13 protein-coding genes are annotated in these 12,327 nt (G+C 74.0%); 6 read left to right on the plus strand and 7 right to left on the minus strand.

What is annotated here, in order from left to right; translation table 11 throughout:
• The first annotated feature begins 64 nt into the window (after positions 1-64).
• Positions 65-706, plus strand: coding sequence for a DUF4352 domain-containing protein (locus tag OUQ99_RS02460; protein ID WP_267947786.1), 642 nt, complete (start codon positions 65-67; stop codon positions 704-706).
• Between the two features lie 64 nt (positions 707-770).
• On the opposite strand, the gene OUQ99_RS02465 is transcribed toward OUQ99_RS02460, so the two are convergent.
• A complete protein-coding gene (locus OUQ99_RS02465; RefSeq protein ID WP_267947787.1) occupies positions 771-1,793 on the minus strand; it encodes a YgfZ/GcvT domain-containing protein in 1,023 nt (340 codons plus the stop codon).
• 317 nt (positions 1,794-2,110) lie between these two features.
• Complete coding sequence (locus OUQ99_RS02470; RefSeq protein ID WP_267947788.1) at positions 2,111-2,653, minus strand: FABP family protein; 543 nt, start codon at positions 2,651-2,653, stop codon at positions 2,111-2,113.
• 211 nt (positions 2,654-2,864) lie between these two features.
• On the opposite strand from OUQ99_RS02470, the gene OUQ99_RS02475 reads away from it, so the two are divergent.
• Positions 2,865-3,638 (plus strand): GIDE domain-containing protein, encoded by a 774-nt coding sequence (locus OUQ99_RS02475; RefSeq protein ID WP_267947789.1) that lies wholly within the window; start codon positions 2,865-2,867, stop codon positions 3,636-3,638.
• Between the two features lie 14 nt (positions 3,639-3,652).
• Positions 3,653-4,015, plus strand: a complete 363-nt coding sequence (locus tag OUQ99_RS02480) for a DsrE family protein (RefSeq protein ID WP_267947790.1) — start codon at positions 3,653-3,655, stop codon at positions 4,013-4,015.
• Positions 4,016-4,082: 67 nt separating this feature from the next.
• Here the strand turns inward: OUQ99_RS02480 and OUQ99_RS02485 are convergent, their stop codons facing one another.
• From OUQ99_RS02485 to OUQ99_RS02500, 4 genes are all read right to left on the minus strand, one after another.
• Complete coding sequence (locus OUQ99_RS02485; protein ID WP_267947791.1) at positions 4,083-4,829, minus strand: phosphoglyceromutase; 747 nt, start codon at positions 4,827-4,829, stop codon at positions 4,083-4,085.
• Positions 4,830-4,990: 161 nt separating this feature from the next.
• The gene (locus tag OUQ99_RS02490; protein ID WP_267947792.1) at positions 4,991-5,503 is read right to left on the minus strand and encodes a YbjN domain-containing protein; all 513 of its coding nucleotides are present in this window, start codon (positions 5,501-5,503) and stop codon (positions 4,991-4,993) included.
• Positions 5,504-5,525: 22 nt separating this feature from the next.
• Positions 5,526-6,824, minus strand: coding sequence for a D-inositol-3-phosphate glycosyltransferase (gene mshA / locus OUQ99_RS02495; RefSeq protein WP_267947793.1), 1,299 nt, complete (start codon positions 6,822-6,824; stop codon positions 5,526-5,528).
• Between the two features lie 491 nt (positions 6,825-7,315).
• Entirely contained in the window at positions 7,316-8,308 is a 993-nt protein-coding gene (locus tag OUQ99_RS02500; protein ID WP_267947794.1) for a YbgA family protein, read from the minus strand.
• Between the two features lie 122 nt (positions 8,309-8,430).
• On the opposite strand from OUQ99_RS02500, the gene OUQ99_RS02505 reads away from it, so the two are divergent.
• Positions 8,431-9,732 (plus strand): cryptochrome/photolyase family protein, encoded by a 1,302-nt coding sequence (locus OUQ99_RS02505; RefSeq protein WP_267947795.1) that lies wholly within the window; start codon positions 8,431-8,433, stop codon positions 9,730-9,732.
• A 278-nt stretch (positions 9,733-10,010) separates the two neighbouring features.
• Here the strand turns inward: OUQ99_RS02505 and OUQ99_RS02510 are convergent, their stop codons facing one another.
• Complete coding sequence (locus OUQ99_RS02510) at positions 10,011-10,541, minus strand: O-acetyl-ADP-ribose deacetylase (RefSeq protein ID WP_267947796.1); 531 nt, start codon at positions 10,539-10,541, stop codon at positions 10,011-10,013.
• A 371-nt stretch (positions 10,542-10,912) separates the two neighbouring features.
• On the opposite strand from OUQ99_RS02510, the gene OUQ99_RS02515 reads away from it, so the two are divergent.
• Together OUQ99_RS02515 and OUQ99_RS02520 are read left to right on the plus strand one after the other, a co-directional pair.
• Entirely contained in the window at positions 10,913-11,275 is a 363-nt protein-coding gene (locus tag OUQ99_RS02515; protein WP_267947797.1) for a BlaI/MecI/CopY family transcriptional regulator, read from the plus strand.
• 5 nt (positions 11,276-11,280) lie between these two features.
• On the plus strand, positions 11,281-12,225 hold the full coding sequence (locus OUQ99_RS02520) for a M56 family metallopeptidase (protein ID WP_267947798.1): 945 nt from the start codon (positions 11,281-11,283) through the stop codon (positions 12,223-12,225).
• Positions 12,226-12,327: the final 102 nt, after the last annotated feature.

Below are 12,327 nucleotides of genomic sequence, written 5' to 3' on the forward strand. Positions count from 1 at the left end.
CTTGCGTCACATATATATGGGTACCAGTGATCGACGGCCGTCACCGTCCGGGCGGGGTTCCGTCGTGCGGGCGCTTGCCGTCCCGGTGGCGGTCTTCCTGGCGGCGGCAGGATGCGTGGGGACCGTCGTCTCCCTGAACAGCGTCCCGTCACCCGACGTCCGGGTCACCGTCGGCGAGGAGGAACCCGGCCCGTCGTCCGGCCGCGAGCCCGAGGAGGGCGACCCCGGGGCCGCGGAGCCGCCCGGATCCGGGACGGCCGGCCCCGAGGAGCCGGAGACCGCCGAGCCGGAGACCGGCGGCGGGACCGGGTCCGTCCCGCCCGGATCGTACGACGGCGTCTCCGTCGCGGTCGGGGAGTTCGCGGTCACGGTGGAGACGGCCTACACCGACGCGACCATCACGGACGGCATGGGCATGCACGACACCGCGCCCGAGGGCTGGGAGTACTTCATCCTCCGCCTCGACGTGACCAACGCGGGGTCCGCGCCGGCGGCCTTCGACCCGGTCGGGTCGCTCGGGCTGGCCACCGACGGGAGCGAGTACACGAACGACCCCGGGGCCGAGTACACGGTCGCCCACGACTACTTCTGGGACGACCTCGCCCCGGGGGAGACGGTCACCACCCACATCCTGTTCCTGGTCCCCGCCGGGACCGAGCTCTCCTCGGTCCTGATCAACGGGGAGGTCAGGCTCAGCCCGAACTGACGGTCGACCGGCCGCGCCGCACGCGGGCGCCGTCGGCGCGGCCGGACAGCGCCGGGGCCGACGGCTAGCGGGGGCGCCTGCGGAGGGTGATCTGGGCGTTGGCCCCGGTGTCCGGGTCCACCACGACCTCCTGCCCGGCGGCGATGCCCTCCACCACCAGGTCGGCGTCCACGGGCGCGGAGCGCTTGAGCACGCCGAGGGCGATCGGTCCCAGTTCGTGGTGCCGGGCCGAGGTGCCCACCCGGCCGACGGGGCGGCCCTCCAGCTCGATCGGGCTGCCCACCTCGGGCAGGCGCTCCGCGGTGCCGTCCAGGTGCAGCATCACCAGCCGGCGCGGGGGCCGGCCCAGGTTGTGCACCCGGGCGACCGTCTCCTGGCCCGGGTAGCAGCCCTTCTCCAGGTGGACGGCCCTGCCCACCCAGTCCACCTCGTGCGGGATGGTGCGGTCGTCGGTGTCCAGCCCGGGGCGCACCCGGTGCCCGGCGATCCGCTGCGCCTCGTACGCCCACATCCCCGCGGGACGCGCCCCGGCGGCCGTCAGGGCCTCGGCGGCGGCGGAGAGGCGCTCGACCGGAAGGAACAGGTCGGTGCCGTCCTCCGCCGCGCGCACGGGCACGTCGCCGAGCGAGGCGGCCTCGACGGCCTTCGCACGGTCCGGGCCGAGCACGGTCAGGACCGCGCGGGAGTCGCCGAGGTCCTCCACCTCGACGCGCAGCATGAACCTCATGGAGTCCAGGAACGCGGCCAGCGGGGCCCCGCCGCCGGGCTCCGTGTGGATCCAGACGGCCTCGCCGTCGTCCACGAGGGACAGGTGGTGGCGGAGGTGGCCCCGGGTGTCCAGGATCAGGGCCTCGGTGGCGGTTCCCGGGGCCAGGCCCTTGGTCGACTGGCTCGTGAGGTCGTTCAGCCACCCCAGGCGGTCGGGGCCGCCGACCCGGACCACGCCCCGGTTGCTCCGGTCGACCCACGCGCTCGAACGTTCCATGGCGCGCCCCTCGTGGGCCGGGTCGCCGTAGTGCGCGGCGACCCCGGAGTCGGGGGACTCGGCGCCCACGGCGCCCGGTGTGCTCATCAGCGGCGAAGTCATACAGCCGAGACTAGCCGCCCCGTAAAGAGTCCGAAAACACCGCTCTGACCTGCGGTTTCGCGCACAGGAAAAACATTTGCCCCGGGCCCGCCGCGGGACGTATCGTCGGTGTCACGCAAGAAAGGAGGTGGTCTGAGAGTGATTGATCTCAGGACTGGCGAGGTGGCCGTCCGCTAGGGCGACGCTCGCGTTCGCGCGGCGTCGCCCGCAGCGAATCCCAGACGGACACCCGGACCCCGGGCTGCCGGACTCGTCCGACCGGCCCCGCCCCCGCGGCGGGAACCAGCCCGGGGTCTGTCCCTGCCCGGACCCCGCCCCTACTTGCCGGCGCCGGTCCGCTTGAGCTGCGCCGACATGTACGAGCGCAGGCTGTGGCCGCGCGCCGCCAGGTCCCAGGCGTACCCCAGCGTGTCCCGGTCGTCGCCGAACAGGCCGTAGAGCCTGTGCGAGGCCGTCGCGTCGATACCGGTCTCGGTGTGCACCACCGCGTCGGTGTGCATCTCCACCCGGTTCGCGAACACGTTGCCCAGGTAGACCTCGATGAAGCCCTCGGGGTGCGAGATCAGCGCCTCCAGGTGCACGACCTGCTCGCCGTCCTCGCGCTTGCCCGCATCGGAGTCCGGGCGCGCGCGCCAGTACCCCGACTCCTCGGCGACGAGCTCGCCCGGCTTGCCGTCCGCGCCCATCCGCCAGGCCCTGCTGGTGAAGGCGAGGTACGGAAGACCGGCCGTGTGTGTGAACTCGATCTCCTGTCCGAACTGGAACTCTTCCACGTCGGCGTAACCGGCGACGCCGACGCCCTCCCAGTGACCGATCAGGAAGGACAGTTTCGCCAGATCGGGATGTGCCTCAGCGTCCATGACACCAGAGCGTAGCGGCGGCGGACGAGTGGCGGTGACCACCGCCGTGCGAGCGGCGGCTCCGGCCACTCCCGTGCCGTGGTCCGGACATGCCCAATTGGCCCCGCTTTCCCGGAGAACTGGTAAAGATTGTCAGCAACGCGGTGTGGCCACGGGGTGTTACGCCAACCGCCGACGAAGACCTCCGACGCACTTCCATAAGGGGCGGCCTGTGTTACTGGTGATCGGTTCGGCGCTGCTCGTGGCCGCGGTGGTCCTCCTCCCGCTGACCGTTCTCGCCCTCCGGCGCTGGCTCCGGCAGCGCGGACTCGCCCAGCTCCGGCCGGGCGCCCTCACCGCCCAGGAGGGCCGGCGGGTCACGCTGACCGGAGTGGCCGCGCCGGGGCCGGACGGCCCCATCACCTCCGGTCTCGCGGGCGTGGAGTGCGTGTGGCACGGCCACGAGGTGCTCCGCCACTACTGGCCGCTCAACCGCGACCGGACCGAGGGCGCGGTCCGCGAACGGGCCTGCGACTCCATCGCCGACTACGGCTCCGACGACCTGTTCGGTCTGGTCGCCGAGGGGCGCGGGGGCGACGCCGACCGCGTCTTCGTCGTCCCGGGCGACACCGGCCCCAAAGGCGCCGAACTCTGCCTGAAGCGCCTGGTCGGCCGCCCCCAGCCCGGCGTGGCATCGCCCGCCGACGACCTGCTGCCCCGCGTGCGGGGGCGGATCTCGGGTGTCTTCCGGGGGGAGACCATCGAGTTCGAGTACCGGGAGTGGGTGATCCGGCCCGGGGCCCGCGTGCGCGTCACCGGGCAGCTCCGGGTACGGGACGGACGCGTGCTCCTGACCGCGCCCGAGGACGGCTCGATCACCATCGAGCACGGTGTGGACGAGCAGCCGGTGCGTGTGTCGCCCCGCAGGACGGAGGCGATGGTCCTCACCGCCGCCTTCGGCTTCTGCGCTGTGGCGGGGGCGATACTGACCCTCACGGCCCTGTGAGTAGGCTGACGACCATGTCTCGTTCCTTGGTGATCAAGGTCACCGCCGGTGAGGACGACCCGGAGCGGTGCAACCAGGCGTTCACGGTCGCCGCCGCGGCCCTGGCCAGCGGGGTCGGCGTCTCCCTCTGGCTGACCGGTGAGTCCGCGTGGTTCGCCGTCCCCGGCCGGGCGGAGGAGTTCTCCCTCCCGCACGCCGCTCCCCTGAAGGACCTCCTCGACGCGGTGCTCGCCGCGGGCCGGGTCACCGTGTGCACGCAGTGCGCGGCCCGGCGGGAGCTCGCCCCGGGCGACCTCCTGGACGGCGTGCGCATCGCCGGGGCCCCCTCCTTCGTGGAGGAGGCGGTCCAGGACGGCGCGCAGGCCCTCGTGTACTGACCGGGTCCGGACGCGGCCGTGCCCGTGCCGCCGACGGCGGCACGGGCACGGGAAGGCGGAGTGGCAGCTACTTCTTGCCCTGGTTGGCGACGGCCTCGATGGCGGCCTTGGCGGCCTCGGGGTCGAGGTAGGTGCCGCCCGGGTTGGTCGGCTCGAAGGAGTCGTCCAGGTCGTAGACCAGCGGGATGCCCGTCGGGATGTTCAGCCCGGCGATGTCGGCGTCGCTGACGCCGTCCAGGTGCTTGACCAGTGCGCGCAGCGAGTTGCCGTGCGCCGCGACCAGTACGGTCTTCCCCGCGGAGAGGTCCGGGACGATGGAGTCGTACCAGTACGGCAGGGCGCGGTCCAGGACGTCCTTGAGGCATTCCGTGCGCGGCAGCAGCTCCGGCGGGAGCTGGGCGTAGCGGGCGTCACCGGCCTGCGAGTAGGGGTCGTCGTCCGCGATGGGCGGCGGAGGGGTGTCGTAGGAGCGGCGCCAGATCATGAACTGCTCGTCGCCGTACTCCTCGCGCGTCTGCGCCTTGTCCTTGCCCTGGAGGGCGCCGTAGTGGCGCTCGTTGAGGCGCCAGCTGCGCTCGACGGGCAGCCAGTGCAGGTCGGCGGTGTCCAGGGCGAGGTTCGCCGTGCGGATGGCGCGCTTGAGGAGGGAGGTGTGCAGGACGTCCGGCCTCACACCGGCGTCCTTGAGCAGCTCCCCGCCCCGGCGGGCCTCGTCCTCGCCCGTCGCGGAAAGGTCGACGTCCACCCAGCCGGTGAACAGGCCCTTCGCGTTCCAGACGCTCTCACCGTGTCGCAGAAGTACCAGAGTTCCCATGGGGGCAAGCCTAGCCACCCGGCGACCGGGCCCGGTCGCCCGCCCGCCACCTGGGGGCCGCGGCGGCGCTGCCTGCGGATAGGGCCGTGCCCGGCCCGGACGGCGCGGCCGGAGGCGCCCCGTACGGGACCCGGGACCCGGCGGCGCGGGGCCGGGCCGCCCTACAGGTCGTCCGCGGGTTCGGCCAGGTGCGCGAACGCCCGCAGGTTGCGCATGTCGTGGCCCCGTTCGGCGCGCCACTTCCACTCCCTGCGGATCGCCGACGCGAACCCGCGCTCCAGGGCCCCGTTGAAGTTCTCGTCCGAGTAGGTGAGCACGCAACCGAGCAGGCGGTCGACCTCGTCGGGGGTGACGCCCTCCAGCGGGAGGCGGCCGCGGAGGTAGACGTCGCCGGCCTCGTCCGCGGCGAACGCCATCCCGTACATGTCGGAGTTCTTGCGCATCAGCCACAGGTAGAAGTCGGCGTGGTTCTCGTCCGGCTGCCGGCAGAAGAACGAGGTGAGGGTGAGGCTGTGCGGACCGGTCTCCAGCCACACGAGGGTCTTGAGCTTGGCCCTGCCCGGGAGCGTGACGAGGAACGACCCCTCGCGCGGGCACTCCGCCTCCAGCCCCGACTCGGTCACCGCGGCGGTGATCGCCGCGACCGCGGCCTCGCGCGCCCCATCGGTACCCACCTGGTACGCCTCCCTCACTCGGTCACCTGTTCGCGGCCAGCGGCAGCGCGGGCGGGCTGATGCTCGCGCTGTACACGTCCAGCAGCTCGTCCACCGTCCGCGACCAGCCCAGGGTGGCGGCGTGCTCGGGCGCCGCCAACGCCAGCTTGGCACGCCAGGCCGGTTCGCTGATCATCCTGTGCAGCTGGGCCGCGTAGTCCGCCGGGTCGTGCCCGTCCACCAGGACCCCGGACACCCCGTCCGCCACGGCCGTGGTCAGCCCTCCCACGCGCGCCGCGAGGACCGGGGTGCCGCACGCCTGGGACTCCACCGCCACCAGGCCGAAAGACTCGGAGTAGGACGGCACCACGGTCACCGCGGCCGCACGGTAGTGGTCGGCCAGCCGCTCCCGGGACTGCGGCGGCTCGATCCGCACCACGTCCGCCACGCCCAGGGACCGGGCCAGGTCGGTGAGCATCCGGGGCTCGCGCATCCCGCCGCCGGACAGGCCGCCGACCACGCCCACCACCAGCCGCGACCGCAGGGAGGGGTCGCGCCGCAGGAGGTCCGCCGCCGCGCGGATCAGCACGTCCGGGGCCTTCAGCCGCTGCACGCGGCCCACGAAGAGCAGCAGCTCGGTGTCCTGCGGGAGGCCGATGCGGGTCAGCGCGTCCCGGCGCGAACCGGGGCTGAACACCTCCAGGTCCACCCCGGGCGGGATCACGCTGATCTGGCCGTCGCGCGCGCCGTAGTGCTCGCGGAGCTGGCGGGCCTCGTCCTCGGTGTTGGCGATCAGCCGGTCGGCCTGGTGGACCAGCTGGTCCTCGCCGCGCACGCGCATCTCGGGTTCGGGCACGTCGCCCTCCGCCAGGGCGGCGTTCTTCACCCGGGCCATGGTGTGCATCGACTGGACCATCGGCACGCCCCAGCGGCGGGCGGCCACCACACCGGCGCGGCCGGAGAGCCAGTAGTGGCCGTGCACGAGGTCGTAGTGGCCGGGGTCGCCCTGGGCCTCGGCGCGCAGCAGGCCGAAGATGAACGGGCACAGGTGCTCGGCGAGGGTGTTCTTGTCCAGGCGGCCGTAGGGCCCGGCGGGTATGTGCCGCACGTTCACGCCCGGGGCGAGCTCCACGACCGGGGGCATGTCGCGTTCGGTCGCGCGGGTGAAGACGTCGACGGCCACGCCGCGTTCGGCCATCCGGCGGGCCACCTCGACCACGTAGACGTTCATCCCTCCGGCGTCACCGGTGCCCGGCTGGTCGAGCGGCGAGGTGTGCAGACTGACGGTCGCGACTCGGGAAGGGACCGCCGCCTGTTCTCCCACGGGAACGATTCCAGACACCGGTGGGTCCCTTCAGATCGCGTATACAGCCGCTGTCGTCAACAGCGACGAAGGTACACACTGTTCCCGCCCGGATTGTCCGAGGGGCCTGCTATTGACCGTTCGGCATCCGAGGTGTAGCGGACCGGCCCGCGGCCGGGAGGTCCGCCGTGGTGGGAAAGCCGCGCTCGCACGCGCCGGAGCCGTTCCCCCGGCCGGGACGGACTGTGGCCACCGTCATACCGCGTGCGGCGAGGAGGAGGGAGGGGCGGTCGGTCCGGCCGCGGACACGGCCCTCCCCGGGAGGGGGGCGGTCGTCGAGGCCGGCCACCGGAGCGAACCCGGCGCCGCCCGCCCCTCCGGGCCCGGCGGCCGGTCGGAGGAACGGGCCCCGGCACCGCCTCGGAGGGGGCGGCGCGGGGTCATCCGCACGGACGGGGCAGCCCCGGGAGCCGCCTGCGCACCGGACCCGGGCCCGCGCAGGGCTTCGGGCCGCATGCCGGACCGGCCGCTCAGACCGCGATGGCGTGCCGGAGCCGGAGGTCGTCGGGGTAGGGGCGCAGGTACGTCTGATCCCTGACCCACGCGACGTCCTCCCCCGCGCAGTGGTGGCGCAGCAGCGCCACCGGGACGCTCAGCGGCACCTGCTCCCTCCGGTAGTCCTGGATCGCCTCGAGCAGGTCGTGCCTGCGGGAGTCGTCCAGGAGGGGGCTCAGCATCCCGAAGGCGTGCTGGAGGGCGTTGACGTGCCTGCCCCGGCTCGGCACGACCGCCATCGTCCGGTGGAAGGCCTCGGTGTACGCGGCGACGGTCTCCTCCCGTTCGGCGGTGCCGGCGCGGGCGACGATCCGCCCCGTCTCCCGGTACCCCTCGGGGGAGTGGGACATCAGCTGCAACTTGTGCCGTGCGTGCAGCTCCACCAGGTCGCGGGTCCGCCACGGCGACTCCCAGAGCGTCCGCAGCCTCGCGTGCGCGAACACGCGCTGGGCGAACAGCTCGCGCAGGACCGGGTCGGACAAACGCCCCTGCTCCTCCACGGGGAGGGACGGCAGCAGCTCGGTCAGCCTGCGGGCGAAGGCGCCCCGTCCCTTGCCGTCCACGCGGCCGCCGTCCTCGTCGAACACCGGCAGCGCGTACAGCCCGCAGCTGGGCGACTTGTTCTTGAGGACGTACCCGTCCAGGCGGCGCAGCTGGGCGAGGTGCCGGTCGGCGGTCCGCGCGAGTTCCTCCGAGACGTCGGCCCCGCTCTTGCTGGAGACCACCCTGTCCTCCCCGTCCCGCCGCTGGAGGCGCAGCGTCGGGCGCGGGACGCCCAGGCCGATCTCGGCCTCCGGGCAGACGGGGAGCCAGCCGACGTGCCGGTCGAGCTCGTCGGTGAGGAAGCGTGAGCGCGAGTGCCCCCCGTTGTAGCGGACCGGCGCCCCCAACAGGCAGCTGGACACCCCGACCAGCGGACGCGGAGGGGTCTCCGCGGTGGTCTGTGCAGGTGGAAGGCGTGTCGTCATACGTCATCCCTACCCGGTCCGGGGAACCGCCACCGGTATTCTCCCGGGGCGTTCCGTGGCTCTAGGGTATCCGGATGAACACGTTGCGTAGTGTTCTGCACGATCCAGGCAAGGAGCGCCGCTTGTCCGCCCCGACACTCGTCCTGTTCACCCAGGACCTCCGCGTCCGCGACCACCCCGCGCTCACGGCCGCGATCGAACGCACCCGGACCGTCGTCCCGGTGTTCGTGCTCGACCCCGCCGTCGCGGACCGCTCCGCCCGCAACCGGGTCGCGCACCTGGCCGACGCGCTCGCCTCCCTGCGCGCCGGCCTCCGCGAGCGCGGCGGCGACCTGGCGGTCCTCCGGGGGGACACCGCCGAGGAGGTCTCGGCCCTGGCCCGGGCCGTCGGTGCGGACACCGTTCACACGACTGCCGGGGTCACCGCCCTCGCCGCGCGCCGGGTCGGCCGCCTGCGCGCGGCGGGCCTGGCCGTGGAGTGCTTCCCCGGCCTGACCGTGGTCCCGCCCGGGGAGGTCGCCCCGGCGGGCGGGGACCACTACAAGGTGTTCACCCCCTACTGGCGGGCCTGGGAGGCGCACACGTGGCGCGATCCGCTCCCCGCCCCGGACCGGGTGGCCCTGCCGAAGGGCGTGCGGACCGGCCGCCTGCCCGGGGACGACGGCCGGGGCAGGGGCGCCCTGGCGGGGGAGCTGCCCGAGGGCGGTGAGCGCGCGGCCCGGAAGCGGTTGGCCGACTGGACGCTGCACGGCCTGGCCGACTACCCCGACCGCCACGACTACCTCGCCGGCGACGCCACCTCCCGCCTGTCCGCGGACCTGCGCCTCGGCTGCCTGTCACCGCTGGAGACCGCGCTGGCCGCGGACGGGCGCCCCGGGGGGTCGGAGTTCGTCCGCCAGCTCGCATGGCGCGACTTCCACCACCAGGTCACCGCGGCCTTCCCGGCCGTGAACGTCCGCGACTACCGGCCGCGGGGCAAGGAGTGGCGGCGCGACCCCGACGCCCTCGCGGCGTGGAAGGAGGGCCGCACCGGGGTGCCGATCGTCGACGCGGGCATGCGCCAGCTGCTCCGTGAGGGGTTCGTCCACAACAGGGCCCGCATGATCACGGCCGCCTTCCTCACCCGGACTCTGCGCGTGCACTGGAGGGAGGGTGCCGACCACTTCTTCGAGAACCTCCTCGACGGGGACGTGGCGAACAACTACGGGAACTGGCAGTGGGTGGCCGGAACGGGCAACGACACCCGGCCGAACCGGTCGTTCAACCCGCTCCGCCAGGCGAGGCGCTTCGACCCCGACGGTGTGTACGTCCGCCGCTACCTGCCCGAACTCGCCGATCTTCCGGGGGCCCGGGCCCACACCCCCTGGAGGGAGGAGGCGCCCCCGGAGGGCTATCCGCCGCCGATCGCCGACCCCGGCCACTGACCCGGGGGCGGCTCCGGGCCCGGGCGCCGGGACAGCGGCCCGTCCGGGCCCGCGGCCGACCGGACGAGCGCACCGCGTGCGCGGGGGAGCCGGCGGCGGGCCTCCGGAACCCGCTGCCGGGGGTCGCCCGCGCGGGGCTCCCCACGGGCGTCGCCTCCCCCGGGCGGACCGCCGAGGGGGCCGCGACCGGACGGCCGCCCCGGCCGTAGGCGTGTGGAGGTGCGGGGCGGCCTCCCGGACGGGCCGTCCCGCGCCCTCCGGCAAGCGGGCCGCGACGGTCAGGACGCCTCGAAGGCCGCCCGGAAGGCCGCCAGCGCCGCGTCGTCGAACAGCACCATCCGGATCTCCGGTACACGCGGCCGCGCGGTGCGGATCGCGTGCGCCGCCACGCGCGCCGCATCGTCCACCGGCCAGCGGTAGACGCCGGTGGAGATCGCGGGGAACGCGACCGACTCCGCCCCCAGCTCGTGGGCGACCCGCAGGGACTCGCCGTAGCAGGAGGCCAGCAGCGCGCTCCGGTCCTCGGTGGAGCTGTACACCGGTCCCACGGTGTGGATCACCCACCGCGCGGGCAGCCTGCCCGCGGTGGTCGCCACCGCCTGCCCGACGGGCAGACCGCCCCCGTAGTGCCCGGCGCGCAGCGCGCGGCACTCCGCCAGGATCGCCTCCCCTCCCCTGCGGTGGATGGCGCCGTCCACCCCTCCGCCGCCCAGGAGGGAGCTGTTGGCGGCGTTGACGACCGCGTCGACGCCCTGCTCGGTGATGTCGCCGCGGACGAGGTCGACGCGGTGGCGCTCTGGGGAACCCATGGTGCTTCCTTCCGGTGCGGAGGGGCAGTATCGCACCGGTCGCCCCTCGCACCCCGGACGCCCCGCGCGCCCCGACCCCCGCCGGACAGCCCCGTGCGACCGGCGCCCGGCGCGGACGCGCGCCCCGCGGCGGACCGTCCCACCCGCCCCGCCGGCACCCGCCACCGCCCCCGGGCCCCTGACCAGGGTCCCCGTGAACGCGATCCGCCTCACTCCGGGCGGGGCGGCGGCGCCCCGGACCGGTCCCGCACCCCTCCGGCGCCGGGCCCGGGGCCCGGAATCGGAGGGCGCAATCCCTTGTCCCGCAGGAGACGAGGATTTAACGTGGGGGTACGACGGCCTGTAGTACGACCCCAAGTAGACTCGTGGTCATGAATCGGCTCGGCGAACTCGAACGCGCGGTGATGGATGTACTGTGGGCACGGAATGAACCGATGACGGTTCGTGAGGTCGGCAAAGCGCTCGCGGAGCGCGACCTGGCGCACACGACCGTCATGACCGTGCTCGACAGGCTCGCCAAGAAGAAGGTCGTCACCCGGGCACGCGAGGGTCGTGCGTGGCGATACCGTCCGGCAGCCAGCCGTGAGGCCTACGTCTCCGAGTTGATGTTCGACGCGCTCGGACAGACCGGTGACCGCGACGCCGCCCTGGCCGCCTTCGTCCAGTCCATGGACGGCAAGGAGGCTGCCGCGCTCCGGCGCGCACTCTCGGAAATCGAGCAGCCAAGGAACTAGTCCGTATGGTCAGTGCCGCCCTACTCTCCCTCGTCGCGGTCGGCTGCCTCATCGCCATGGAGGCGCTCCACCGGGCCAAGTGGCCCTCGCGTGGTCCCTACACGGCGGTGATCACCTGGCAGACCCTGGGCCTGGCCTGGGGCGTGTCCACCATCGGCGCCCTCCTGGCCTTCGGGCTGTCCTCCTACCAGCTCGGCGCGGCCGGCGGTTCCCTGGCCCTCGCCACCGACCTCGTCACGGGTCGGCTGATCCTCACGGAGCTCTCCCAGGGCGTCGAGGGCGTCAGCCACGTCGTGGCCGTCGTCCTCGCCCTCGTACTGACCCTCGTGCTGTTCTACGGCCTCGTCTCCTCCTTCGTGCAGGTCGTCCGCGTCCGCCGGCGCCACCACGACCTCCTCGAACTCGTCGCGAGCGAGCACCCCGACGTGCCCGGGGCCCGGGTGGTCGACCACCCGGCCGCAGCCGCCTACTGCCTGCCGGGCGTCCTGCGCTCCCAGGTCGTCATCAGCGCCGGAGCGCTCGCGGTCCTCGACAACCGCGAGCTGGCCGCGGTCCTGGCCCACGAGCACGCCCACCTGCGCCAGCGCCACGACCTGGTGCTCCTGCCGTTCTCGTCGCTCAAGCGCGCGTTCCCGCGGGTCCGCCTGGTCCGCACCTACTACGAGACCGTCGCCCTGCTCATCGAGATGTGCGCCGACGACCAGGCCAGCCGCCGCAGCTCCTCCCGCGAGCTCGCCATGGCACTGCTGCGCTTCGGCGCCGCCGGCCCCGCGCCGGTCCCCGCCGGGGCCATGGCCGCGGTCAGCGAGGCCGAACCCGGCGTCATGCAGCGGGTCAACCGGCTCCTGAGCCCCGCCGAAGAACTCCCGTACCACGCGGGCGCGGTCATCATGGGCGGCTCGGCGTTCCTCCTGGCGGCGGTCACCTGCCTCTGGCACATCCCGGTGTGACCTCCGGCCCCGCAGGTCGCGGATCCGCCTCCGCGGGCGCCACCGGTCCACCCGGCCGTGCGCCCGGCCGCGCGACACGTGTGATCCGAACCTCCGCGGGCA

The sequence above is a fragment of the Streptomonospora nanhaiensis genome (assembly GCF_026642255.1).
GTDB lineage: Bacteria > Actinomycetota > Actinomycetes > Streptosporangiales > Streptosporangiaceae > Nocardiopsis > Nocardiopsis tropica.

Bases quoted from the DNA above. Each gene is read 5' to 3' on its own strand.
- OUQ99_RS02515 (WP_267947797.1), top strand. From the start codon at position 10,913: ATGAATCGGCTCGGCGAACTCGAACGCGCGGTGATGGATGTACTGTGG.
- OUQ99_RS02480 (WP_267947790.1), top strand. From the start codon at position 3,653: ATGTCTCGTTCCTTGGTGATCAAGGTCACCGCCGGTGAGGACGACCCG.
- OUQ99_RS02470 (WP_267947788.1), bottom strand. From the start codon at position 2,653: ATGGACGCTGAGGCACATCCCGATCTGGCGAAACTGTCCTTCCTGATC.
- OUQ99_RS02500 (WP_267947794.1), bottom strand. From the start codon at position 8,308: ATGACGACACGCCTTCCACCTGCACAGACCACCGCGGAGACCCCTCCG.
- OUQ99_RS02485 (WP_267947791.1), bottom strand. From the start codon at position 4,829: ATGGGAACTCTGGTACTTCTGCGACACGGTGAGAGCGTCTGGAACGCG.
- OUQ99_RS02510 (WP_267947796.1), bottom strand. From the start codon at position 10,541: ATGGGTTCCCCAGAGCGCCACCGCGTCGACCTCGTCCGCGGCGACATC.
- OUQ99_RS02520 (WP_267947798.1), top strand. From the start codon at position 11,281: ATGGTCAGTGCCGCCCTACTCTCCCTCGTCGCGGTCGGCTGCCTCATC.
- OUQ99_RS02465 (WP_267947787.1), bottom strand. From the start codon at position 1,793: ATGACTTCGCCGCTGATGAGCACACCGGGCGCCGTGGGCGCCGAGTCC.